Below are 24,735 nucleotides of genomic sequence, written 5' to 3'. Positions count from 1 at the left end.
AGAGCTTTAAAATGAAAAATATACCAAAAACGATGAGCAGACTCAGTCCGCTCATCGTTTTTTATTGCTTAATAGTGGTTAATCTTTCGTCTCTGAGGTGTAATAGCTATGATCTTCTAAGTTTAATGCATTTAAAATCATCGAGGCGGTTTCTTCGATGGAAAGAGAAGCGACATTGATCACGACACAACCTAATTTCTCATAAAGATCATTGGCAAACGTCAGCTCCGCTTTGATTTTTTCGATATCGGAATACGCAGAATCGGGGTTCAAGCCGTAGGAGCGCATCCGTTCTTTGCGGATACTGTTTAATACATTCGGATCGTTTGTTAACCCAACGATTTTTTTCGGATCGATTTCCCAGAGCTGTTTCGGGATGTGGGCTTGCGGAACCAAAGGCAAATTAGCGACTTTTAAGTTTTTGTTCGCTAAAAATAGACTCAAAGGCGTTTTTGAGGTCCGAGAAACACCCAATAAAACGACATCCGCCTCTAAAAAGCCACGGGGGTCTTTCCCGTCATCATACATCACAGCAAACTCCATGGCTTTGATGCGTTTGAAATAATTTTCATTCAAGTGATGCAAAGCGCCGGGTTCTCGTGACGGTGCCACCCCAGTGCGGCGTTCAACTTCACTCACAGGCGGTGTCAGTACATCAAAATGATAGAGATCCGCTTCTTCACAAAAATGATTCGTCAAGTCCACTAGCTCTTCTTTGATCAAGGTATGAAGAATAATGGCATTGTGTTTTTTTGCATCTGATAATGCTTTGATCAAGTGCTCTTTCGTATGGATAAACGTGCGTCTGAAAAGGTTGAATTCGACGCTGGGGTATTGGGCCATTGTCGCTTGTGCAAGCTTCGATGCCGTTTCGCCGGCAGAGTCAGACAATACGAACATCGTCACTGCGGCACTGGTTTGCAATTTTTCTTGCAAGTCTGGTTGTTCAGGTTCAGTTGGCTTCATAAGAAAAATCCTCTCTTGCTTTTTTATTGATTTCATTATACCATACTTAAGATCGATAGAATCGGAATGATTTTGATTTATCAGGAGGGCCTACGATGAAAAATCAAACACTTATTGAGCATGCCATGACAACATTGAAAGAAAATGGCTTTAAATACACCAAAAAAAGAGAAGCGATCATCACCTATTTAGTCAAACGCAATCGCTATTTACCAGCAAAAGAAATTCATGAATACATGTCGGAAAAGTATCCTGGTTTGAGTTATGATACGATCTACCGGAATTTGCACGATTTTTCTGAGATCGGTATTTTAGAAGAAACAGAGCTGAACGGTGAGATGAAGTTTCGCTATAACTGCTGTGCAGAATTAGAAGACCATCACCACCATCATTTCATTTGTACAGTCTGCGGCAAAACAAAAGAACTGCATATTTGTCCAATGGACTTCTTTCAAGAACAGCTTCCTGGTTGTTTGATCGAGGGTCATCGTTTCGAGATTCTGGGGCGTTGTGAAGAATGTCAATGAAAACCCAAACAAACTTGACAGTATCGAAGACTTTTTTACCAGAATGCCTTGACACTTTTTCAGGGGTTAGCTATAATTTTTAAAGGACAGTCGTGTTTTTTGGGATTTTATTTCAATAACAACTACGGTTACTTTTTAAGCTCGGAGGGAGGGAATTTACATGTCAAAAACAGTCGTTCGCAAAAACGAATCACTTGACGATGCTCTTCGTCGCTTCAAACGTTCCGTGTCAAAAGCGGGTACTTTACAGGAATCTCGTAAACGTGAATTTTACGAAAAACCTAGCGTAAAGCGTAAGAAAAAATCTGAAGCAGCTAGAAAACGCAAAAAATTCTAATTTTCTACTGTTTTGAGAATTGGAGCTGGTAGTGTGACACTACTAAGTACACTGAATGATGACATGAAGACAGCGATGAAAGCCAAAGACAAGGAAACCTTGCAGGTGATCCGCATGTTGAAAGCATCAATTCAAAATGAGCAGATCAAAAAAGGTACTGACTTGAATGAAGAAGAAGAGTTGACTGTTTTATCTCGTGAGATGAAGCAACGTCGGGACTCTTTAAATGAGTTTGAGAAAGCTGACCGAAAAGATCTAGCCGAGAAAGTCAAAGTTGAAATTGCAGTTGTTGAAAAATATTTACCAGCGCAACTTGATGAAGCGGAAATCCGCCAAATCGTTGCTGGAGCGATTGAAAAGACTGGTGCTTCTTCTTCCAAAGAATTTGGAAAAGTGATGGGTGCTGTAATGCCGCAAGTCAAAGGCAAAGCAGACGGCAATCAAGTCAATGCGATCGTTAAAGAATTATTGGATCAAATGTAAGCTCACGCCGCAAGTATGGATGACATGCTTGCGGCTTTTTTCTGATTTCGAAAACTTAAAAAAAGCATAAGGACAAAAGGAAACTACCTCTGGGCTTTATAAGTAATTTTTCTTTTTTCCATCTTATGTTATTATTAATAAGAACGCCAAAAAAGGAGCTGTAACATATTTGACAGACAAAACTATGACGATCGAGATAACACTTAGTGAAAACGATGATGTTCGTTTGCTATTAGGTGCTCATGATAAAAACATTAAAATTATTGAAGACTCGACAGGGACGGTCATTCACACTCGTGGTGAGCTAATCCAAATCGTCGGCGAAGCGGATGCAGCAGAAAAAGCACAATCTGTGATTCGAGCGTTGCAAGAGTTGATCAAACGAGGCATCAATATCAGTACCCCTGATGTGATCACAGCATTGAATATGGTGAACAAAGGCAGTCTTGATTATTTCAAAGATATGTATGAGGAAGAAATCATCAAGGACCGTAATGGTAAACCGATTCGGGCGAAAAATGCCGGTCAAAAGAAATATATCGAAGCTGTTCGCAAACATGATGTGGTCTTTGGTGTCGGACCAGCTGGAACAGGAAAAACCTTTTTAGCCGTTGTCATGGCGATCGCCGCTTTAAAGAAAGGCCAAGTGCAAAAGATCATTTTGACACGGCCCGCTGTGGAAGCAGGAGAAAACCTTGGTTTCCTACCGGGAGACTTGAAAGAAAAAGTCGATCCTTACTTACGACCCGTTTATGATGCGTTGTATCAAATTTTCGGGATGGATCATACGAATCGTTTAATGGAACGTGGCGTCATAGAGATCGCTCCATTAGCATATATGCGAGGGCGCACGTTAGAAGATGCCTTTGTAATTTTAGATGAAGCCCAAAACACGACGATCGCTCAAATGAAAATGTTTCTGACACGTTTAGGATTTAACTCCAAAATGATCGTCAATGGCGATACGAGTCAGATCGACTTGCCAAAGGGAACTTTAAGCGGTTTGATCCATGCGGAGCGAACGTTGCAAGAGATCCCCAAAATTGCTTTTGCTAATTTTGAAGCAGGAGATGTGGTACGGCACCCAGTTGTGGCCGAAATCATTCGAGCTTATGAAGAAGCAGATCTTAAAGACAAGCGCTGATCGTCTTTTAGGAGGAGAACTATGATCATTCAACCACTACGGAAATTTAGAGAAAGACTTGGAAAGTTCTATTTGCCAGTTTTAATGTTTCTATTCTTTCTTTTTTCGATTGGTATCATGTACACCAGCGTCAAACAGAACAATGTCGATTATAGCGAAGGTCAGGTGGCGGAAGAAAACATCCGTGCCAATAAAACGATTGAAAATACCGCTGCGACAGAACAAAAGCGCAAATTAGCAGCAGAAGCGGTCCCACCAGAGTATACTTATCAAGATACACTGGCGCAAACACAGCACGATCGCATCGACCATTTATTTGACTTAGTTGATTCAGTCAAAAAGTCGGTAGATGATGCCCACGCTAAAGAAGTTGCTGAGGCTGATGAGGATGAAAATATCCCTAAACCGAGTACGGATGAATACATCGCAGCCTTAAAAAAAGAGTTTGAAAAAATGAGTGATGACGAACTTGATTTTTATCAGTCATTGACGAATAATTTTTTGTCGACGTTGTTTTCTTTAAGTAGCGATGAATTGAATACGGTACGAACCTATGCCTTACAGCTAGTGGACGAGCAAATGGCCAAGCAGATCCGTCAAACAGAACTCAGCACTTTCCGCTCGGAGGCAGAAGACAAGATCCAATTTCTAGATGTTACTTCAGACATGGCATCAGTATTGCGTTTTATTGTCAATCAAGGAATCGTCGTCAATGATATTCCCAATGAAAAGCGGACGGAAGAAGCGAGACAAACCGCCATGGACGCTGTTCCACCGGTAATGATCTATCAAGGAGAAATCATTGTTCGTGAAGGCTCACAGATCGATGCCAACGCATTGGAAAAATTACAGCTTTTAGGAATGACCAATCAAACCTTCTCAGTTTTTCCGTTGATTGCTTTAGTTTTAGCGACATGCTTACAAATGCTGATGCTGTTTTATTATACAAGACAGACAAAAGACGTTGAAAAACGTATGAACGCCGTCACTTTTTATATTTTGGCGATGGCATTCAGTATTTTGATCATGAAATTCTTCCAACTGTTCCAATCAGAATTAGTGACCTTTATCCCGCTCTTTTTCCCAGCAGCCTTTACACCGCTGATTCTGAGCATTTTCTCCAGCAGACGTTTAGGAATATTATCCGCGATTTTCCAAGTGGTCAGTGCACTCTTCATTTACTTTGATTCCAGTGGGACCAACTTGTTGACGACTGTTTTAGTGACCTACCTTTTCTCTGGTTTAATGGGGACGATGATCAAACGAGCACGTATTGCCAGTCAAGGGAAAATCGCAGTCATGTGGGTGATCGTTTTCCCATTACTCTTAAGCATCATGCTGGTCATTTTCCAAGGAATGGATTTGGCCCGCGGCAACACATGGACAACACTCGTCTGTGGATTGGCCGGCTCGCTCCTAAGCTATTTGCTGACAATGGGCCTGCATCCGTATATCGAACTATTGGTAACGGACGAAAGTATGATCGTGTTGAATGAATTGAGTAATCCGAACCATCCGTTGTTGAAGCAGTTGTTGGAAGAAGCACCAGGGACCTATCATCACAGTATGATGGTTGCCAATCTTAGTGCCAATGCTGTAGCTGAGATCGGTGGGCAAAGCTTACTGACCCGCGTGGCTTGTTACTACCATGACATTGGTAAAGTCAAACATGCCAATTTCTTCGTCGAAAATTTACCTGCAGGTGCTGAGAATCCACATAATTTCTTGCTACCTGAAGACAGCAAACAAATCATCTTCGGTCACGTGATTGATGGGGCGGAAATTCTCGAAGAGGCCAAAATGCCGCGGATGGTGATCGATATTTGCCGTCAACACCATGGCACGACCCTGATGCGTTATTTCTATGTCAAAGCCCAAGAGCGTAATCCCGAGGTGACGGAAGAAGATTTCCGTTATCCCGGGCCAAAACCGCAAACACGAGAAGCGGGTGTCGTGAGTATCGCTGATAGCTGTGAAGCAGCGGTTCGAGCGATGGAAAATCCGACCAATCAAAAGATTCAAGAATTTGTTGCGAATCTCATCAATGACCGGATCTTGGACGGTCAACTGGATGAAACAGGGTTAACGTTGAAAGAAATCCGAATGATTGAAAAATCACTGGTCAATGGACTTTGCAGTACCTTCCATTCACGGATCAAATACCCAAAGATGAAATCGGAAGCAGAGAAAATGAAAGAAGAACAAGAAAGAAGAGAGCGCTAATGGAGATTACCTTTTTAGATGAGACAAATTCAGTAGGGGAAACCAAGATCAAAGAGATCGAAGGCCTTCTACAATTTGCTGCAGGACATTTAGACCTTCCAGAGGATACAGAGATGTCGGTCACGTTTATGGACAATGCAGCCATCCAAGAAATCAATCGGGAGTATCGCGGCAAAGATATGCCGACAGATGTCATCAGTTTTGCCTTCGAAGAAGAAACGCCAGAGGAGATGCCGATCATTTTTGATGAAGTCCTTGAAGAGATGCCTCGTGATCTAGGAGACATTATGATCTCCATTGAACGGGCAAAGGAACAAGCTGCTGAATATGGGCATACTTATGATCGGGAACTTGGTTTCTTGGCGTTGCATGGTTTCTTGCATATCAACGGCTATGATCATATGACACCAGAAGATGAAAAGGAAATGTTTGGATTGCAAAAGGAAATACTGGATGCCTATGGACTCAAAAGATAAGAATATTGGGAAAAACAAACAGTTTATCTCGTCAATCGAATTTGCTTTCACCGGTATAAAAACCGTCTTTAAAGAGGAGCGTAATATGCGTAAACATGTTGCGTTAGGTATCGTTGCGATCATTGCAGGCTTTGTTTTCCGTTTGAATCAAATGGAATGGCTTTGGCTGCTGTTAGCTGTTTTCTTAGTGTGGATCGTGGAGATCATCAATACAGTCTTTGAGAATGTCGTTGACATGTTTACGGACTTTCATTTCCATCCTATCGGAAAAAAAATCAAAGATATGGCAGCTGGTGCTGTGCTGATGACCGCTGTGTTTGCATTAGTGGTCGCCGCGATCATCTTCTTGCCAAAATTGCTACAGCTCTTCTAAAAGATGCACCAAAACCACAAGATAAAGGGGAACAACAATGACAACACACAAATCAGGCTTCGTTGCGATCGTCGGGCGGCCAAATGTTGGAAAATCAACACTACTAAATCGAGTCGTAGGACAAAAAATCGCGATCATGAGTGACAAGGCGCAAACGACTCGAAATAAAATTCAAGGGGTCTATACGACAGATGACGCACAGCTGATCTTTATCGATACACCAGGGATCCATAAACCCAAACACCGTCTAGGCGATTTTATGATGGAAACCGCCTATAGTGCACTTCGTGAAGTTGACGTGACACTATTTATGATCAGTGCCGATCAAAAGCGCGGTAAGGGTGATGATTTTATCATCGAACGGTTGCGTCAAAGCCAGACGCCGGTTTTCCTAGTGATCAATAAAATAGATAAAGTCCATCCGGATGCTTTATTGGCAATCATTGAAGATTACTCTTCACAAATGGACTTTGCTGAGATCGTACCGATTTCCGCAACGGAAGGCAATAATTTCGAAACGTTAATGAAACTACTGATCGATGAAATGCCTGAAGGGCCTCAGTACTTCCCAGAGGATCAAATCACGGACCATCCGGAATACTTTATCGTTTCCGAATTGGTACGGGAAAAAGTTTTGCTACTGACCAGAGATGAAGTGCCTCACTCGGTAGCGGTCGTTGTTGACTCCATGAAACGGGACCATAATGATAAGGTGCACATTCAAGCGACGATCATTGTCGAACGTGACAGTCAAAAAGGCATTATCATCGGTAAAGGCGGAAAAATGCTGAAACAGATCGGTACGAAAGCTCGTTTAGACATTGAACACTTGTTAGATGACAAAGTCTTTTTGGAACTATGGGTAAAAGTTCAAAAAGATTGGCGCGACAAGCAAACCTTCTTAACAGACTACGGCTATCGCAAAGATGAGTATTAAGGAAATTTAGATCAATCATGGTCTGCTTTAAAAAGAAAAAACTGATGCAGTTAGTTAACTGGATCAGTTTTTTTAAAGAAATGGGGTACGACGATGAATCTTGTTGAAACAAAAGGAATCTTACTTTTTTCAAAAGACCATAAAGAAAAGGACAAGCTAGTCAAAATCTTTACGGAGTCAGCTGGGAAGCAAATGTTTTATGTCAAAGGGGCTCATCGGAAAAACAACCCCTTGGCACCAGCGTTGCTCTCCTATACTGAAGCGACTTACATGGGAACCATCAAAGCGGAAGGCTTGTCCTTTTTAAATAATGCCAAAGACATCCATCCATTTCGTACGATTCAAAGTGATATTTTTATCGCTGGCTATGCGACTTATCTGTTGAATCTGGCTGATTCTGCCATCGATGATCGGGTCTATGATCCACATCTTTACCAATTTCTGCACGAGGCGTTACAATTGATGGATCAAGGAAACGACGCAGAGATCATCACCAATATTTTTGAGATTCAGATTTTACACCGTTTCGGGATCACTCCAAATTGGACGCATTGTGCCATCTGCGGAAAAACCGACGGTCGGTTTGATTATTCCTCAAAATATAGCGGTATTTTATGTGAACAGCACTGGGGGATGGACGAACGTCGCTATCATGCGGATTCTCGTGCGATCCATTTTATTCGCTTGTTTTCGCAAATATCCTATGAGCAGATTGCTTCGATCAAATTAAAGTCAGAAACGAAAGCAGCGATTCGACAAGTGATCGATCTATTGTATGATGAATATGTCGGCATCCATTTGAAAAGCAAGAAGTTTATCGATCAGATGGGGCAATGGCAAGACGTCTTAAAACCGAAAAATCAATGATAGAGTTGGCGAAACTTCAATGGAGTTAAGCCGACTCTTTTTTTGAACAATGCGGTAAAGTGACTCGCATCTTGAAAACCCACGGCGAAGGCGGCTTGCTGAATGGGCAGATCCGGCTGTGCCACCAAAAGTTCTTTGGCGCGGGCCATGCGATAGTTTAATAAGTATTGGGCGGTGGATTGTCCTAGAAAACGCTGGAACAACCGCGAGAGATATTGGGGCGAAACATAGACTAAACCAGCCAAGTCTCTGATCGTGATCGCCTGATCGTAATTGGTTTCGATTTCTTGTATTACAGGGATCAGATATTGTTGAAACAAGGGGTGTTTTTCGGTTGGATTCCCCGAGTTCTCTTGCATGATCGCCAGCAAAAAACGATAACACTCGCTAGAAGCCTGTAACGGATCCCAACTGATTTTTGGGTCTTCTTTAATGCGTTGTTTGATCCAAGTCATATAGGAAAAAGTTTCAGACTCTTCAACTAAAAGATAAGGTTTACTTGTAAATTTTTTTAAGATCTCAGCTGCCAAAGGTCCTTGAAAAGTGGCAAAGGAGGTTTTCCAATCAGACAAGGGATAGTAGCGATGTGGAGTAAAAGGAAAAATCAAGATGCCTTCACTGGGACGTAAGATAAAGGATTCTTGACCAAAGGTGACGCGGCCTTCTCCTTGTTCTGTCTGCAGCCAATGAAAGTAAGGGTAGCCATCGGGACGAACAACGTCATCTTGTGGCCAATCGTTTCCGATACTTTCAAGCGACAAAGGCAGCTGCTGGTTTGTTTGATAAAAATAAATAGGCATATCCAACCTCCATGTTTCGAAAAGTTATAAAATAGTGTTTCATGTATTATACTACAACAGAATGAAAAGCCTTACAATAAGAGAGTAGAAATCATTTTATTTTAAAGGAGCGTTCATTCTTATGACAAAATTTTTCGATCGAATTTTATTTGGCGGCGATTATAACCCCAATCAATGGCCCAAAGAGATTTGGGAAGAAGACATTCGAATCTTTAAAAAAGCGAGTATCAATAGTGCGACCGTCAACGTCTTTTCATGGGCAAAGATCCAGCCTTCTGAAAATTATTATGATTTTGAGGAATTGGATCAAATCATTGACAGATTAAGCAAGGAAGGGTTCGATATCGTCTTAGCGACATCGACGGCGGCGCTGCCAGCTTGGATGTTCAAGAAATATCCAGAAGTCGCTCGCACCGATTATGATGGACGCCGTCATAAGTTTGGGCAACGGCACAATGCCTGCCCTAACAGCTTAGTCTATCAAAAATACGCTGAGCGATTGGCGACGAAATTAGCCGAACGTTACGGTGAAAATCCGCAAGTCTCTTGTTGGCACATCAACAATGAATATGGTGGAGAATGTTATTGCGAAAACTGTGAGAAAGCGTTTCGTGTTTGGTTAAAAGACAAGTATCAAACGATCGAGGCAGTGAACAAAGCCTGGAACATGGAATTTTGGGGACACACTGTGTATGAATGGGATGAAATCGTGCTGCCAAATGCGCTGTCAGAAGGAATCGGCTATGAGAAGACAGCATTTGCGGGTATTTCCATTGACTACCGACGGTTCAACTCGGATAGTCTTTTAAAAAACTATATGATGGAACGGGACGCTATTCGGAAAATTGATCCGACAACTCCGATTACAACGAATTTGATGGGAACCTTTAAAGGACTGGATTATTTCAAATGGGCAAAGGAAATGGATCTTGTTTCGTGGGATAATTATCCATCGTATAATACGCCATGGAGTTTAGTAGCCATGACCCATGATCTAATGCGTGGCTTGAAACAACAGCCCTTTATGTTGATGGAACAAACACCTTCGCAACAAAACTGGCAACCTTATAACTCGTTGAAAAAACCGGGACAAATGCGGGCACAAAGTTACCAAACCATCGCTCATGGGGCGGATACGATCCAATACTTTCAATTACGACGTTCCGTTGGCGCTTGTGAGAAATTCCATGGCGCGGTCATCGAACATGTCGGTCATGAAGACACGCGAGTTTTTCGAGAAACAGCCGCTCTTGGTGCCGAATTAGCGCAGCTTTCAGACATCATTGGGACGCAATCTCAAGCACAAGTTGCTTTGATTTTTGATTGGGACAATTACTGGGCATTAGAATACACCAGCGGTCCGACAGTCGACCTGAAGTATGTAGAACAGATCCATCGCTACTATCGGTATTTTTATGAACAAAATATTGCCGTCGATTTGGTTCCCGTGGATGCTGACTTATCAAAATACAAGCTAGTTGCAGCTCCGGTTCTTTACATGATCAAAGAAGGGATGCAAGAGCGGCTCACTGATTACGTTAAGAAAGGTGGTTCTTTACTTACCACGTATATGAGCGGTATCGTTGATCAATCTGACAATGTTCACTTAGGGGGCTATCCTGGGCCATTGCGGGAGTTAGCTGGCATCTGGGTGGAAGAAATCGATGCATTAGCCCCAGAACAATCAAACGGGGTTTCCTTAGTCAATGAAGAACTGACAGGAACCAGTAATTTAGTCAGCGATTTGATCCATTTAGAAACCGCCGAAGCACTAGCGCATTATACAAGCAATTTTTATGCAGGAATGCCGGCAGTGACGAAAAATACGTTTGGTGAAGGAACTGTCTATTACTTTGGTGGCCAGTTGGAAGATCAGCTACAAGATCAGCTTTTCAAAATGATCGTCGAAGAAACCGGTATTACCCCAGTGATCAAGGAGGCAACAAAACTGGAAGTTGCCTGTCGTGAAAATGCAGAGGCGAAATTCTTCGTTATCATCAATTTCCACGAAGAAGCACAACCTTTACCAGAAATTTTCGTCGGAGAAACGGATCTCCTGACGGGTGAGGTTCTTTCTTCAGAAACGAAACTGGCACAGTACACCACCTATATCGTCAAAGAGGAGCGTAACTGATGCGAACTTTTGCTATTGCAGATGATTTTTATTTAGACAACAAGCCGTTTAAAGTGATCTCTGGAGCGATCCACTATTTTCGAGTCGTTCCTGAATATTGGCAAGATCGTTTAGAGAAGCTACGCTTGATGGGCTGTAATACCGTGGAAACCTATGTTCCTTGGAATCTCCATGAAGCACAAGAAGGTGTCTATCAGTTTGAGGGGATCCTTGATTTGCGGCGATTTATCCAAACGGCACAAGAAGTAGGGCTTTATGTGATTTTGCGACCAGCACCTTATATTTGTGCGGAGTGGGAATTTGGTGGGTTGCCTTATTGGCTATTGCAAGATCCTATGATGAAGCTTCGGTTTGATTATCCACCATTTATGGAAAAAATCACTCGATATTTCGCCCATTTGTTTCCACAAGTGCGGGATCTGCAGATCACCCAAGGTGGTCCGATTTTAATGATGCAAGTAGAAAATGAATACGGCAGCTACGCCAATGACAAAGAGTATTTGCGAAAAATGGTGGCTGCGATGCGGCAGCATGGTGTAGAAACGCCGTTAGTGACCTCTGACGGACCTTGGCACGATATGCTAGAAAACGGCAGTATCAAAGACTTGGCTTTGCCTACGATCAACTGCGGCTCCAACATCAAGGAAAACTTTGAAAAACTTCGAAGATTTCACGGAGAAAAACGGCCATTGATGGTCATGGAATTTTGGATCGGCTGGTTTGATGCCTGGGGTGACGACCAGCATCATACGACCTCCACAGAAGATGCAGTAAAGGAATTACAGGATTGTTTAGCATTGGGTTCTGTCAATATCTATATGTTTCATGGTGGGACCAATTTTGGCTTTATGAACGGGTCAAACTATTATGAACGCTTAGCACCGGATGTCACTAGCTATGATTACGATGCCTTACTGACAGAATGGGGAGAACCTACTGCCAAATACCAAGCCTTCAAAAAGGTGATTGCTGACTATACGGAAATTCCTGAGTTTCCCTTGAGTATGGAAATTGAGCGAAAAGCTTATGGAACATTCTCAGTGAAAGAACGAGTCTCCTTGTTTTCGACGATCGACACGATCAGTCAACCGATCATATGTAATTACCCCTTATCGATGGAAGCCTGCAATCAAGCGACAGGTTATATCTATTATCGCTCACTGATTGGGTCTGCTCGGAAGATTGCCGACTACCGTCTGATCAATACGATGGATCGTGCCCATACATTTATCAACCAGGAACTTTTGCGCATCGATTATGATCAAGAAATCGGTCAAACCTACAGTTTCGATTTATCAGAATCAGAAAACGAGTTGGGGATCTTGGTGGAGAATATGGGGCGGGTCAATTATTCCGTAAAAATGAACCACCAGCACAAAGGCATCAAAGACGGTGTGATCATCAATGGCGCCTTCCAAAGCAACTGGGAAATCTATCCCTTACCGATGGATAATTTGCATGCTATTGATTTCCAAGGAAAATGGCAAAAAGGACAACCAAGTTTCTCACGCTTTGAATGTGTTTTTGATGAATGTGCAGATACCTTTATCGAATTGCCAGGCTGGGGTAAAGGGTTTGTCCAAGTCAATGGTCATATGATCGGCCGTTTCTGGGAAAAAGGACCGCAGCAACGCTTGTACGTCCCGGCACCGTTTTTGAAAACTGGAATAAACGAGATCATCGTTTTTGAAAGTGATGGGAAAATCGCTGATGAGATCGTCTTTCATGATCACGCGGATTTAGGCCCAGAAGCATAAAAGTTCAAATTAGTCATTGACAAACCCTAGCATCAGCAACTATCATAAGGGTAATCGAATCCGTGCTATGACCGGAAGAAAGAAAGAAGTCCATTCCATGAAGCGAACTTGGGAGAGTGAAAGCCAAGTTGGAACCTTATTTCGCAGGCGTCCGTGAGCATGATCAATGAAGCTGCCGACTTGTCGGAAGTAGGGTGGAACCGCGAATGTATCGTCCCTATATCTATACACTTTGTATAGATATAGGGACTTTTTTATGTTTCACACCAAGAATAGCCAAAAACAAAGGAGGTTTTTTTATGTTATTTGATATGACGATTCCAGCAAGTGCGTTTACCGAAAAAAAGCTCAAAGTATTAGCAAGTATTCCGCTGCAGGTTCGCCTTTTAAAGGATGAACAGCTTATCCATGAATTTACAACGAGTCCAGACCAAATGCTTTACGACTTATCTGATGTTTTAGAAGCAGATGTCGTGGTCGAAGTGAAATTGATCCCCGGATCAGTTGTCGAATTTTATCCTGTCGTCAATGCGTTATAAGAAAGGAAGAAAAAGATGAGTAAACTAACTGTGCAAGAGATGATTTTGACCCTGCAAAAATTCTGGTCCGAAAACGGCTGTATGCTGATGCAGGCCTATGATACAGAAAAAGGGGCTGGAACCATGAGCCCATACACATTTTTACGTGCAATCGGTCCAGAACCATGGAACGCTGCTTACGTAGAACCTTCTCGCCGTCCAGCTGATGGCCGCTACGGGGAAAACCCAAATCGTTTGTATCAGCACCACCAGTTCCAAGTCGTGATGAAGCCTTCTCCTGAAAATATCCAAGAGCTTTATTTAGAAAGCCTGCGTCTTTTAGGGATCGATCCATTAGAACATGATATTCGTTTTGTCGAAGATAACTGGGAAAATCCCTCAATGGGTTGTGCAGGTCTTGGTTGGGAAGTTTGGTTAGATGGGATGGAGATCACTCAGTTTACGTACTTCCAACAAGTTGGCGGCCTAGCATGTAAGCCAGTGACATCAGAGATCACTTACGGCTTAGAACGTCTAGCGTCTTATATTCAAGAAGTTGAAAGTGTCTACGATCTTGAATGGTCTGCAGGAGTCAAATATGGTGAGATTTTCCGCCAACCTGAATATGAACATTCAAAATACTCCTTTGAAGTCAGTGACCAAGACTTGCTTTTAGGGAACTTCGATCGTTTTGAACAAGAAGCAAAACGTTGTATCGATGAACGGTTAGTTCATCCAGCTTACGACTATATCTTAAAATGCAGCCATACCTTCAACCTGTTGGATGCTCGTGGCGCAGTCTCCGTCACTGAACGTGCTGGGTACCTCGCACGAATCCGGAATATGGCGCGTCAAGTAGCAAAACTATTTGTAGCAGAACGGGAAAACCTCGGTTATCCATTGCTTGATCCAGAAGTGGCGCAAAAACTGATTGAGGAGGGAAAATAAGATGGCACAAAACCTATTATTAGAAATCGGCTTAGAGGAATTACCTGCGCATGTCGTAACCCCAAGTATGAAACAATTACAAGAAAAAACGGCAGCTTTCTTAGATGCTCATGCATTGCCTTATACAACGATCGAAGCCTATTCAACACCTCGCCGCTTGGCAGTTTATGTCACCGGTATTCCTGAAAAACAAGCCGATACACAAGAAGACGTCAAAGGACCAGCGAAAAAAATCGCCTTAGACGAAGCTGGCAACTGGTCGAAAGCAGCTCAAGGATTTGTTCGGGGACAAGGATTGACAACCGATGACATCACCTTCCGTGAATTAAAAGGGGTTGAGTATGTCTATGTAACGAAACATACCCAAGGTCAAGCAACCGTTGAGGTATTGAAAGGATTGCAGGAAGTAATCACAAGTTTGACGTTCCCAGTAACGATGCACTGGGCAGATTACGATTTTGAATACATCCGACCCATTCATTGGATCGTTGCACTCTTTGGTGAGCAAGTCATTCCTTTCCAAATCCTTGATATTGTTACCGGTCGCGAGTCAAAAGGTCATCGTTTCTTAGGTGAGGCGGTCACGTTTGATCATGCGGACGACTATTTGGAAAAAATGAAGCATCAATTTGTCATCGCTGATCCAAGCGAACGTCAACAAATGATCACCGCACAAATCAATGCGATCGCTCAAGAAAACAACTGGCGGATCGATTTAGATGAAGACTTACTAGAAGAAGTGACAAATCTAGTTGAATACCCAACAGCCTTTGTAGGGGACTTTGAAGAAAAATATCTTTCTGTCCCTGAAGAAGTATTAGTTACTTCTATGAAAGAACATCAACGTTACTTCGATGTCCGCACCCTTGACGGAGAATTGCTGCCGCACTTCATCTCTGCCCGCAACGGGGATGCTGTGAAGATCGATAATGTCATCAAAGGAAACCAAAAAGTCCTGACCGCTCGTCTAGAAGATGCTGAGTTTTTCTACAATGAAGACAAAAAGCTGACCATCGACCATTGCGTGGAAAAGCTTAAGCAAGTCACCTTCCACGAAAAAATCGGCAGCTTGTATGAAAAAATGCAGCGCGTTGGATTAGCTGCACAAATCATCGGGAAGACGGTTGGTTTAACAGAAGAAGAACTGACCGACCTTCAACGGGCAGCTCAAATCTATAAATTTGATTTAGTGACCAATATGGTAGGGGAATTCCCTGAGTTGCAAGGAATCATGGGGGAAAAATATGCCCTGATCCAAGGAGAGAAACCAGCAGTTGCCCAAGCGATTCGTGAACACTACATGCCGATCTCGGCAGAAGGCGAACTGCCACAATCGAAAATCGGGGCTGTATTAGCGATTGCGGATAAATTAGACAGCTTACTTGCGTTCTTTGCCGTTGATATGGTTCCAAGTGGTTCAAACGATCCTTATGCTTTACGCCGTCAAACCTACGGGATTATCCGCATCCTAGCTGAAAAACGCTGGTACTTCCCATTTGTTCAGTTGCAAGAAGAGATTCGCGAAGCCATTAATGCCCAACCGGAAGTTTTTGGGATTCAACTTGCCGCAGGTCAAGAACAAGTGACTGATTTTGTGAAAGGCCGTCTGCGTCAATTCTTACTCAGCAAAAATACGCGTCATGATGTTATTGAAGCTGTTTTAGGCGCTCGTCAAGCAGATATCAGTTCGTTATTTGAAACGGCTCAGATGTTAAGAGAACATCTGCAAGACACCGACTTCAAACCATCAATGGAAGCCTTGAATCGAGTCATCAATTTAGCGAAGAAAGCTGAATTGGAACAAGTAGCCATTGATCCTGCCTTGTTTGAAAACGACTCTGAAACTGCCTTGTATGAAGCGGTCTTAACCGTAGAGGACAAGTTCCCACATCAAACGATGGAAGAAAACTACCAAAGCTTAGTAGCACTGCGCCCATTGATCGAAGCTTATTTTGATCAAACAATGGTCATGGTTGAAGATGAAAATATTCGCCGTAATCGTTTTGCCTTGTTGGATAAAATCGCGAAGATGAGTTTGGCAGTGGCTAGTTTAGATGCTTTGATTACGAAATAAAAAGGAAGCTTGCAGTTGCAGGTTTCTAAATAAAAAAAGCTGGAACTGAAAGAATCAGTTCTGGTTTTTTTCTATGTTTCTCGATTTGCTTGTATTCAGACCCAAGAAAACCGTCCTTTTCGTACAATGAAAGGACGGTTTTTGGTGTTAAATTTTATAGCCGATTCCCCAAACGGTTTTGATATAAGAGGACTTCTTGTGGGTATCGTGCATTTTTTCCCGAAGGTTTCGAACGTGGACCATGATGGTATTATTGGAAGACGTGTAATATTTTTCGCCCCAAACCTCTTGAAACATTTCCTCAGAGCTTACCACTTGGCCTTTTCGCTCCATCAATAATTTTAAAATGGAAAACTCGATGGGCGTCAGGGAAAGTTCTTCTTCTTGCAAGAAACATCTTCGCTTATTGATATCTAATTCCAACTCCCTCACGATCAATTTGTTTTGATCTGAGCCGTTGTATTGGGTCGAGCGACGTATCTGAGCTTTCACCCGAGCGATCACTTCCAACGGACGAAAGGGCTTCGTAATGTAATCATCGGCACCAATTGTCAAACCAGTGATCTTATCGATTTCCTCAGATTTAGCTGTCAACATAATAATTGGGTAATGATGCTTTTTGCGGATGATTTTACACAGGTCAAAGCCTGTGATATCTGGCAGCATGACATCAAGAATCGCCAAAGAAAAGCTGTTTTGCTCGATCTGTACCTGAGCTTCATGCCCATCTGCACAAGTGATGACAGAAAAATTTTCGTTTCGTAAATAAAAGGCAATCAAATCAGAAATTTCTTTTTCATCTTCAACTAAAAGTATCTTTTCCACTCGTATTGACCTTCCTTTTCAGTTAACTGACTTTCTAGTTTTTTCGAGTTGATTTGTCACTAAAGGCAATGTGACGATCATTTGAATCTCATTGTTCTTGCTAGCAGCTCGGATCGTTCCCTGATGCGCCAAAATAATTTCTTTGGCGATCGCCAATCCGAGACCTGCTCCACCTGTCTTGGTTGAACGAGCTTGATCCAGACGATAAAATTTTTCAAATAATGCCTCCAATTGTTCTTGTTCGATCGGCTCACTTTGATTCGCTAGGATGAAAGTGGCTGCTTGTTCGTCTACGGTTAGCTGCATTGTGATGGTGGTTTGATCAGGCGCATAGGCAATGGCATTTTTTAACAGATTGTTTAACACTCGCGCCAATTGTTCACTATCAGCTTTTAATTTCAAGCTCTCTGGTCCAGTGTAGCAGATGGTTTGTTCTTTTTCTTTCAGCAGTGGATAGAATTCTTCTTGGATTTGCTTAAGTAAGAAGACGAAATCAAGTTCCCGTTGATACAATTGGATGTCTTGCAGATTAAAACGGGTGATGTCGAAAAATTCATTCATCAGCGCTTCCAAACGCTCAGACTTTTCTAAAGCAATCGTCAAGGATTGCGTCATTTGTTCATTGGTCAAGTTTTTCGTATCCAACAATAGATTGAGATAGCCGATCACTGAAGCTAAGGGAGTCTTCAAGTCATGCGCCAAATAGGTGATCAAGTCCTTGGTGCGCTGTGTTTCTTCCTTTAAAAGAGCCTCATTGCGGTTCATCGTATCTTTTATTTTTAATAATTCATGATCGATCGCTAGGCTGCCCGTCGAACTTGCTTCCGATTGAGAGAAAAAGAGCTGAATTCCTTCGGCGATTCTTGCAATTTTTTTCTTTGAAACATAACGATAGATAAAATAGCAAATCAAGGTAACGGTAAAAACGAGAAAGAGGGCGAATGCCAAGAACAATTGTTTAATGGGGCGCCAGTCGACAAAGGTACCAACGATCATCCCTCCTTCGCCATCACTTGTTTCCACAATGCCATCTGTAACAAGGTTTGACAAAAAATTATCTAGCATCATTTGAATGAGTCTCGTTTCCTTTAATAGCCATAAGGCACCTACCAATAAACAAAGACCAAACAATGAAAAAATAAATAAAGAGGTTTTTTTACGCATGAAACAGTCCTTTCTAACTCGTTCTTGATTCTTTCTTGATTATAGCAAAGAGGAGTAGGAGCGAATAGCTAATTCTTCTTAAGAAATCTTCATATTAATAAAAAAAGATCGAAAAAAATCTATTTTCTTAAGAAATCTTTAGCAGATATTAAGAGAAACGTTCAAAACGGAAATTGATTCAATGGTTAAATAAAGGTGGTCATTCGATTAACCAATAAGGAAGGTGAGATTTTTGAGAAAGCATATGAACAAATCAAAAAAGAGTTTCATGATCATCAGTAGTTTACTGATCATCGGCAGTTTAGGCTGGACGAGTGCCTGGGGGGGTGTTCGTCGTGAAGAACCTTCCATCACTCAAATAACTTTGCAAGATCTGCAACCGAGAGCAGATTTTTACTTAGTAGGAGTCGTTGAACCAGCAAGAACGGTTGAAGTCAAAGTGGATAGCTCAAGAGGATCAGTTGTTGAGAAAAAAGTAGAGGCAGGGGATCAAGTCAAAGCAGGGCAAGCTCTTTTTGTTTACTCTAACCCTGAGGGGGCTTTGGCCATTAAAGAAGCAGAACAGGCGACGGCAAATCGCTCGAGAGCTGTGGAACAAGCAAGACGGCAAACGAATCAAAAATGGGAACAATACAATAAGGTCACGAATCAGCTGGAGGAGACGAAACAAAAAATTGCCAGTGCGGAAGAAGAGGACAAAGAAGGGTTGGAAGATCGTAAAACCGATTTGGAAATGCAGCAAAGTCAATTGTTGCTGGAAGCGCAAAACTTGGAAAGCAGCATTGGCGATGCCGAATTAGAGCTGGAACGGGCAGAATTAGAACTACGTTCAGTCCAAGAGCAACATGGCTCAGATGTCGTGGAAGCCGAAATTGATGGAATCGTTAAAGACGTGGACGAACGACAAATGAATCGAAGCGCAAGTGAAGCGGCCCCAGAGAATCCTTTTATGACGATCGTTGATACCAGTCGGCTCTTTTTAAAAGGGAATGTGGATGAATTTCGCCGCAATCAACTTGAGCCTGGTCAAAAAGTTGAACTTAGAGACCGTAATGGCGGCAGTCAGCGATGGACTGGAAAAATCACCCGAGTTGGGGATATGAAAGAGCCTTCGGTAGTGGTTGAAGAACAAGGCGCAAACCCTAATTTGTCGCAATTTAGTTTTGAGGTCGTTTTAGATGAAAGTGAAGAGCCACCTAGTATTGGCATCCATTGTTTTGTAGAACGCATTGAGGAAGAGCAAACCGCGATCAAGCTGCCCAAATCTTTCGTGTTTTATGAAGAAGATAGGCCCTTCATCTACGTCGTTGAGGACCATAAAATCAGTAAACTATCCGTGGAAATCATGGAAGATGAAACGGATGAAGCCATGTATCTGTTAGAAAGTGAACTGGATATGCAAGTGGTGCTCGTCTTCCCAACAGTTCGGATCCAAGAAGGAATGGATGTGAAACCAAATGATCCAACTGATTGATGTCTGCAAAACGTTCCCACAGGGCACTAGCGAAATTCACGTTTTGAAAAAAATCAACTTAACAATCAATGCTGGCGAGTTTGTTTCCATCATGGGCCGATCAGGATCAGGCAAGTCGACCTTGATGAATATTATTGGCTGTTTAGACACGCCAACAACGGGCAGCTATCTACTTGATGGTAAAAATACCAGTCAAATGAGTGAAGATGAACTGTCCGAGATCCGCAATCAAAAAATCGGCTTCGTGTTTCAAAATTTTGAACTGTTGCCCAAACTATCCGTTTTACAAAATGCTGCCTTACCGCTCTTGTATGCTGGTGTCAATCAGGAAGAACGAACGACTCGAGCAATTCACGCCTTAGAAAGTGTCGGATTGAGGGATCGGATCGATTTTAGGATCAATCAGTTGTCAGGGGGGCAAAAACAACGAGTAGCGATCGCTCGGGCATTAGCAGGAGAAGCAAATGTGATTTTAGCAGATGAGCCGACAGGTTCTTTAGATACCGCTAATAGTCATGAGATCATGGCGTTATTTACTAAGCTGAATCATCTAGGAAAAACAGTGGTTTTGATTACCCACGAACAAGAAGTCGCGGACTATGCAAAGCGGCAAATCGTCATTAAAGATGGTGAAGTTGTTGAGGAGGGCACAAGATGACCGAAAATATTCGCTTAGCCATTCAAGCAATCTACCAGCATCGTTTGCGTTCCTTGTTGACGATGCTAGGAATCATTGTCGGGATTGCCTCCATCATTTCCATTGTGAGTATCATCAACGGAAATACTGAGAACATGAAAAAGCAGCTGATTGGTGGTGATACTAACTCGATGCGGATCGAATATGACGCTAGAAGTGCTTTTTTAGCGGGCGAAAGCGGCAGAAATGATCGTTTGCCTGATTACGCCCCGCAACTATCAGAAGGAGAGCTGCAAAAGCTGTTGACTATTGATCACGCCAAGAACGTTAGCTTGTTCTATGAAGCCAATCTGACAGTTTTCCAAAGAGACCAGCAAACCGATACGACAGTGTTAGGCATGGATGGCGGGTTCTTTGAAATTTTGCCCCATACGATCCTTGCTGGCAGAGCAATGACTGAAACCGAATTGCAGACACAAAAGCAAGTTGCGCTGATTACGAAAGATTTGGCGGAAATTTTTTTCTCGTATCGTGATCCTATCAATCAACTGATCGAAATCAATGGGACGCCCTTTCGTATCGTTGGCGTAGCTGTTTCTGACACGGAGCAACTGTCAGGGAAATATGTCTTCATCCCTCGAGGCAGCCAAAGTTTCGTCGAAGGAAAGCTCAACCAAAGGCCAACAGTGCTGTTTCAGGCAACGAATGCGGACGTCTTAGAATCAGCAGTCGTTCAAGCCAGCCATGAATTGACCAAGAGTATTCCGCCTTCAGATTTTGTTTTTTCCATCCGCAACTATGATGAAGTGCAGAAAATGACCGATGATATCAATCGATCGAATATGATTTTACTGGGGGGGATTGCTAGCATTTCCTTACTCGTCGGTGGGATCGGTGTAATGAATACGATGCTGGTCAGTGTGACAGAGCGTACCAGAGAGATCGGTTTGAAGAAAGCATTGGGTGCCAAACGTAAAGTGATTTTGCAGCAATTTTTGACAGAAGCAATCGTCTTATCGGTGATCGGCGGGCTGATTGGCATCTTCGTCGGTCTGTTGATCAGTCTGATCGCCTTGCGTCTGTTAGAGTATCCGATGACGATCTCATTGTTGTCCATTTTGATCAGTGTGTCATTTTCAATGCTGATCGGTACTATTTTTGGTTACTTACCCGCTTATAAAGCGTCGAAGTTAAAACCGATCGAAGCATTACGCTATGAATAAAAGGAAGGTGTTTTTTATGAAAAAAAAACAAACAGTAATTATTTTGTTTGTGGCATTACTTAGTGGTTGCGGTGTTGCTGCGAATGACCCACAGACAAACAACGACAACGTACCCATCAACGACCAAATCAATACGCCACAAGCGCAAACACAATCGAGTCAAAGTGGAGACGAGACGCAAAATAATCACGATCAAATCGATCAAACCGATCAGACAAAAGCGCAACAAGTGACTCAGACAGATGCAGAGCGAGCGAATGAGGAATTGGCACAAGCAGATGAAACGGGCACACTCATTCTTATTGATGGTGATCGTTTTGAGATGGAGTTGACGAACATTTCTCAAGGAACAGGGGAAGACGGCGAAGTCTTTGATATGGCGATCGCATCTGAGGAAAGATTATCCTTTACGATTACTAGCGAGACTGAGATAAAAGTAATTCTATATGATGCACAATCACATAATTCTCGAATTGTGGAGGGGTCACGTGCAGATCTGCAGCTTGAACGATCGGTAAGTCTGTATGGGCAGCGAGTAGGGGATACCTTCATTGCAACGAAAGTCCTCGTCTTACAAATCAATTAATCGTTATGCTTAAAAGACAACGAAAACAATATTCGCCTGACAGATCATAAGATGAGTTGTCAGGCGAATGTTTATTATTATTGACTTTAGTCAGTTTCGTTCGCGTAGCGTACGAAACAAAAAAACCGCGCGTTTCTACGCGTGGACGAGATAGCTTTAGCGATAAAAAACTCCTTTCGATATACTAATAGTGGCTACCAACCGCATATCAGATCGAAAGGAGTTTTTTTATGTCTAACGACGATAAAAGTTTAGCACATACTAGATGGAATTGTAAGTATCACATAGTCTTCACCCCGAAGTATCGACGAAAAGTGATTTATGGAAAGTTAAGAGTAAGTATTGGTCAGATATTAAGAAAATTGTGTGAGATGAAGGATGTTGAAATCATCGAAGCTCATGCCATGCCTGACCATATTCATATGTTAGTAAGAATACCACCAAAGATTAGTATTTCTAGTTTTATGGGCTACTTAAAAGGACGAAGTGCAACCTTAATCCATGAAAAACATGCGAATTTGAAATATACGTATGGGAATAAAAGCTTTTGGTCCAAAGGATACTACGTGAGTACGGTTGGTTTAAATCAAAAAACAATTGAAAAATATATTCGAGAACAAGAAGCAGATGATCGAATAAGAGATAGTATAAGTAAACAAGAGTATGTAGATCCATTTAAATAGTGAAAGAGAGATAGGGCTGTGAGCGGTTGGTGGTCATTTAAAAAGCCCCTTTTAAGGGGCTAGCGAGTGGTGAGCCCTTCTAGGGCTGTTAAAAAGCCACCCGTTTCACGGGTGGATATTTACTTGCGGGTCAATTTTACTACCACTTCACAGCGGGCGGTTTGTGGAAACATATCTACTGATTGCAGATATTCTACGTGAAACACTTTGGCTAGTTGGACTAAGTCTCTTGCTAAAGTAGAAACATTACAAGATATATAGACCATCTTCTTCGGTGGCTGTTTCAGCAAAGCTTTCAATAATCGTTCATCCAAGCCTGTCCTTGGCGGATCAACAATGATGCTATCAGGTTTGAAGCCTTCATTGAACCATTTTGGTAATAGCTCCTCCGCAGTACCCGTTTCATAATGGGTATTTTGGGCACCAATGCGGCGCGCATTTTCTTGGGCATTTTCAATTGCTTGAGGAATAATGTCCATACCGCGGACTTCTTTGGCATAAGGAGCCACGCTCAACCCAATCGTTCCCACGCCGCAGTAGGCATCAACGACTGTTTCATTTTTGCTCAAGTCAAGGGCTTTTAACCCTTCTTGATACAAGACGCTGGTTTGCTGCGGATTCAGCTGGAAGAATGCGCGGGCGGACAAGTCGAAGGTCAGTTCATTCAACCGTTCTTCGATTGCTTCTTTGCCCCAAAGATGAATCGTTTCCTCTCCCATGACGACGGATGTTTTTTTGTTTTGCACATTTTGCATGATGGAAACGACTTGCGGCAAGCGCTGATTGATCTCGCGAATCAGCGCATTTTTTTGCGGCAGTTTGACAGAATTGGTAATGAACACGACTTGGACTTCGCCAGTCGCGATCCCGATACGAACCATCAATGTTCGTAGAATACCGCTGTTTTTGCGTTCATCGTAAATGGGGATCTGGTATTTATTCAACAACTGGACGATGCCGTTGATCACTTTTTGCGTATCTTGTTCTTGTACGAGGCAATCATCAATGGCGACTAAGCGATGGGTCTCCATTTCGTATAAACCCGCTTCGATACGTTTGGTTTGACTGTTGTAACGCAATTGAAATTGCGCTTTGTTGCGGTAATGCCAAGGAACATCCATGCCTAAAGTATCCCTTAGTTCAAACTGTTGGTAGCCATTTGGCTTAAATTTTTCAAGTGCTTGTTTCAAGAGGTCTTTTTTGAAATCTAATTGTTTATCGTAGACTAAATGTTGCAATTGGCAGCCGCCGCACCGGTCGTAAAACTTGCACGGTGGTTGGATGCGATCGCTGCTTGGCTTGACGATTTTGGTCATCTTGGCTTCAGCAAAGCGGGGAGATGCTTTGGTGACTTCGGCAATAACCTGTTCCCCCGGTAGAACACGGGGAACAAAGATGATCAGCTTTTTGTAATACCCGATGCCTTCTCCGTTGATCCCTAAGCGTTTGATCGTTAGTTGTAATTTTTGTCCAAGCTGGACTTGTGTATTTGCCATGTGAACTCCTTAAATAAAATAGTCAGTTCATTTTACCACATTTTTTCAGCTTGATTAGAAGGAATTTCATTGTAGTTGTGGTA

The 24,735-nt window shown here is 42.5% G+C and carries 24 protein-coding genes; 19 read left to right on the top strand and 5 right to left on the bottom strand.

Annotation, left to right across the window (positions count from 1 at the left end):
* Window positions 1-78: 78 nt before the first annotated feature.
* Window positions 79-966: a pyruvate, water dikinase regulatory protein gene (locus tag ENLAB_RS01905; protein WP_010748043.1), complete on the bottom strand. Its 888-nt coding sequence runs from the start codon at window positions 964-966 to the stop codon at window positions 79-81.
* Between the two features lie 95 nt (window positions 967-1,061).
* Between ENLAB_RS01905 and ENLAB_RS01900 the strand changes: the two genes are divergently transcribed.
* The 9 genes from ENLAB_RS01900 to recO all read left to right on the top strand — a co-directional run bounded on the left by ENLAB_RS01900 (window position 1,062) and on the right by recO (window position 8,333).
* Window positions 1,062-1,493: a Fur family transcriptional regulator gene (locus ENLAB_RS01900; protein ID WP_005225833.1), complete on the top strand. Its 432-nt coding sequence runs from the start codon at window positions 1,062-1,064 to the stop codon at window positions 1,491-1,493.
* A 160-nt stretch (window positions 1,494-1,653) separates the two neighbouring features.
* On the top strand, window positions 1,654-1,830 hold the full coding sequence (rpsU, locus tag ENLAB_RS01895) for a 30S ribosomal protein S21 (protein WP_002356740.1): 177 nt from the start codon (window positions 1,654-1,656) through the stop codon (window positions 1,828-1,830).
* Between the two features lie 33 nt (window positions 1,831-1,863).
* Window positions 1,864-2,313, top strand: a complete 450-nt coding sequence (locus tag ENLAB_RS01890; RefSeq protein WP_077454289.1) for a GatB/YqeY domain-containing protein — start codon at window positions 1,864-1,866, stop codon at window positions 2,311-2,313.
* 184 nt (window positions 2,314-2,497) lie between these two features.
* Entirely contained in the window at window positions 2,498-3,457 is a 960-nt protein-coding gene (locus ENLAB_RS01885) for a PhoH family protein (RefSeq protein WP_371875354.1), read from the top strand.
* A gap of 21 nt (window positions 3,458-3,478) precedes the next feature.
* Window positions 3,479-5,680: an HD family phosphohydrolase gene (locus tag ENLAB_RS01880; protein ID WP_077454287.1), complete on the top strand. Its 2,202-nt coding sequence runs from the start codon at window positions 3,479-3,481 to the stop codon at window positions 5,678-5,680.
* A complete protein-coding gene (gene ybeY / locus ENLAB_RS01875; protein WP_081118108.1) occupies window positions 5,680-6,156 on the top strand; it encodes an rRNA maturation RNase YbeY in 477 nt (158 codons plus the stop codon). The genes ENLAB_RS01880 and ybeY overlap by 1 nt, the downstream gene beginning before the upstream one ends.
* Window positions 6,140-6,529 carry a diacylglycerol kinase family protein gene (locus ENLAB_RS01870; protein ID WP_170920108.1) on the top strand — a complete coding sequence of 130 codons (390 nt, stop codon included), beginning with the start codon at window positions 6,140-6,142 and terminating at the stop codon, window positions 6,527-6,529. The genes ybeY and ENLAB_RS01870 overlap by 17 nt, the downstream gene beginning before the upstream one ends.
* Window positions 6,530-6,566: 37 nt before the next feature.
* Window positions 6,567-7,466, top strand: coding sequence for a GTPase Era (era, locus tag ENLAB_RS01865; RefSeq protein ID WP_244352360.1), 900 nt, complete (start codon window positions 6,567-6,569; stop codon window positions 7,464-7,466).
* 93 nt (window positions 7,467-7,559) lie between these two features.
* Window positions 7,560-8,333 carry a DNA repair protein RecO gene (recO, locus tag ENLAB_RS01860; RefSeq protein ID WP_142424313.1) on the top strand — a complete coding sequence of 258 codons (774 nt, stop codon included), beginning with the start codon at window positions 7,560-7,562 and terminating at the stop codon, window positions 8,331-8,333.
* Here the strand turns inward: recO and ENLAB_RS01855 are convergent.
* Entirely contained in the window at window positions 8,327-9,133 is an 807-nt protein-coding gene (locus ENLAB_RS01855) for an AraC family transcriptional regulator (protein ID WP_140964889.1), read from the bottom strand. The two genes, recO and ENLAB_RS01855, sit on opposite strands and share 7 nt — an antisense overlap.
* Window positions 9,134-9,254: 121 nt before the next feature.
* On the opposite strand from ENLAB_RS01855, the gene ENLAB_RS01850 reads away from it, so the two are divergent.
* The 5 genes from ENLAB_RS01850 to glyS all read left to right on the top strand — a co-directional run bounded on the left by ENLAB_RS01850 (window position 9,255) and on the right by glyS (window position 16,564).
* Complete coding sequence (locus tag ENLAB_RS01850) at window positions 9,255-11,267, top strand: beta-galactosidase (RefSeq protein WP_244352358.1); 2,013 nt, start codon at window positions 9,255-9,257, stop codon at window positions 11,265-11,267.
* The gene (locus tag ENLAB_RS01845) at window positions 11,267-13,024 is read left to right on the top strand and encodes a glycoside hydrolase family 35 protein (protein WP_244352356.1); all 1,758 of its coding nucleotides are present in this window, start codon (window positions 11,267-11,269) and stop codon (window positions 13,022-13,024) included. Before ENLAB_RS01850 ends, ENLAB_RS01845 begins: the two co-directional genes overlap by 1 nt.
* 299 nt (window positions 13,025-13,323) lie before the next feature.
* The gene (locus tag ENLAB_RS01840) at window positions 13,324-13,563 is read left to right on the top strand and encodes a hypothetical protein (protein WP_081118113.1); all 240 of its coding nucleotides are present in this window, start codon (window positions 13,324-13,326) and stop codon (window positions 13,561-13,563) included.
* A 15-nt stretch (window positions 13,564-13,578) separates the two neighbouring features.
* The gene (gene glyQ / locus ENLAB_RS01835; protein ID WP_077454407.1) at window positions 13,579-14,490 is read left to right on the top strand and encodes a glycine--tRNA ligase subunit alpha; all 912 of its coding nucleotides are present in this window, start codon (window positions 13,579-13,581) and stop codon (window positions 14,488-14,490) included.
* Between the two features lies 1 nt (window position 14,491).
* Window positions 14,492-16,564 carry a glycine--tRNA ligase subunit beta gene (gene glyS, locus ENLAB_RS01830; RefSeq protein ID WP_244352355.1) on the top strand — a complete coding sequence of 691 codons (2,073 nt, stop codon included), beginning with the start codon at window positions 14,492-14,494 and terminating at the stop codon, window positions 16,562-16,564.
* A 147-nt stretch (window positions 16,565-16,711) separates the two neighbouring features.
* Here the strand turns inward: glyS and ENLAB_RS01825 are convergent, their stop codons facing one another.
* Both ENLAB_RS01825 and ENLAB_RS01820 read right to left on the bottom strand, forming a co-directional pair.
* Window positions 16,712-17,389, bottom strand: coding sequence for a response regulator transcription factor (locus tag ENLAB_RS01825; RefSeq protein WP_086292214.1), 678 nt, complete (start codon window positions 17,387-17,389; stop codon window positions 16,712-16,714).
* Window positions 17,390-17,407: 18 nt separating this feature from the next.
* Window positions 17,408-18,553, bottom strand: coding sequence for a sensor histidine kinase (locus tag ENLAB_RS01820; RefSeq protein WP_244352354.1), 1,146 nt, complete (start codon window positions 18,551-18,553; stop codon window positions 17,408-17,410).
* A gap of 244 nt (window positions 18,554-18,797) precedes the next feature.
* On the opposite strand from ENLAB_RS01820, the gene ENLAB_RS01815 reads away from it, so the two are divergent.
* From ENLAB_RS01815 to tnpA, 5 genes are all read left to right on the top strand, one after another.
* Window positions 18,798-20,027: an efflux RND transporter periplasmic adaptor subunit gene (locus ENLAB_RS01815; RefSeq protein ID WP_244352353.1), complete on the top strand. Its 1,230-nt coding sequence runs from the start codon at window positions 18,798-18,800 to the stop codon at window positions 20,025-20,027.
* Complete coding sequence (locus ENLAB_RS01810; RefSeq protein ID WP_086292217.1) at window positions 20,011-20,685, top strand: ABC transporter ATP-binding protein; 675 nt, start codon at window positions 20,011-20,013, stop codon at window positions 20,683-20,685. The genes ENLAB_RS01815 and ENLAB_RS01810 overlap by 17 nt, the downstream gene beginning before the upstream one ends.
* Window positions 20,682-21,887, top strand: coding sequence for an ABC transporter permease (locus ENLAB_RS01805; protein WP_244352352.1), 1,206 nt, complete (start codon window positions 20,682-20,684; stop codon window positions 21,885-21,887). The genes ENLAB_RS01810 and ENLAB_RS01805 overlap by 4 nt, the downstream gene beginning before the upstream one ends.
* Before the next feature lie 16 nt (window positions 21,888-21,903).
* The gene (locus ENLAB_RS01800) at window positions 21,904-22,473 is read left to right on the top strand and encodes a hypothetical protein (protein WP_244352351.1); all 570 of its coding nucleotides are present in this window, start codon (window positions 21,904-21,906) and stop codon (window positions 22,471-22,473) included.
* 230 nt (window positions 22,474-22,703) lie between these two features.
* A complete protein-coding gene (gene tnpA / locus ENLAB_RS01795) occupies window positions 22,704-23,156 on the top strand; it encodes an IS200/IS605 family transposase (protein ID WP_196044314.1) in 453 nt (150 codons plus the stop codon).
* Between the two features lie 119 nt (window positions 23,157-23,275).
* On the opposite strand, the gene rlmD is transcribed toward tnpA, so the two are convergent.
* Window positions 23,276-24,652 carry a 23S rRNA (uracil(1939)-C(5))-methyltransferase RlmD gene (gene rlmD, locus ENLAB_RS01790; RefSeq protein ID WP_244352350.1) on the bottom strand — a complete coding sequence of 459 codons (1,377 nt, stop codon included), beginning with the start codon at window positions 24,650-24,652 and terminating at the stop codon, window positions 23,276-23,278.
* Between the last annotated feature and the right edge of the window lie 83 nt (window positions 24,653-24,735).

Source organism: Enterococcus innesii, assembly GCF_022846515.1.
Taxonomy (GTDB): Bacteria; Bacillota; Bacilli; order Lactobacillales; family Enterococcaceae; genus Enterococcus_D; species Enterococcus_D innesii.
The sequence above is the reverse complement of the archived record's forward strand: the minus strand, read 5'-3'. Positions and strand labels throughout refer to the sequence as shown.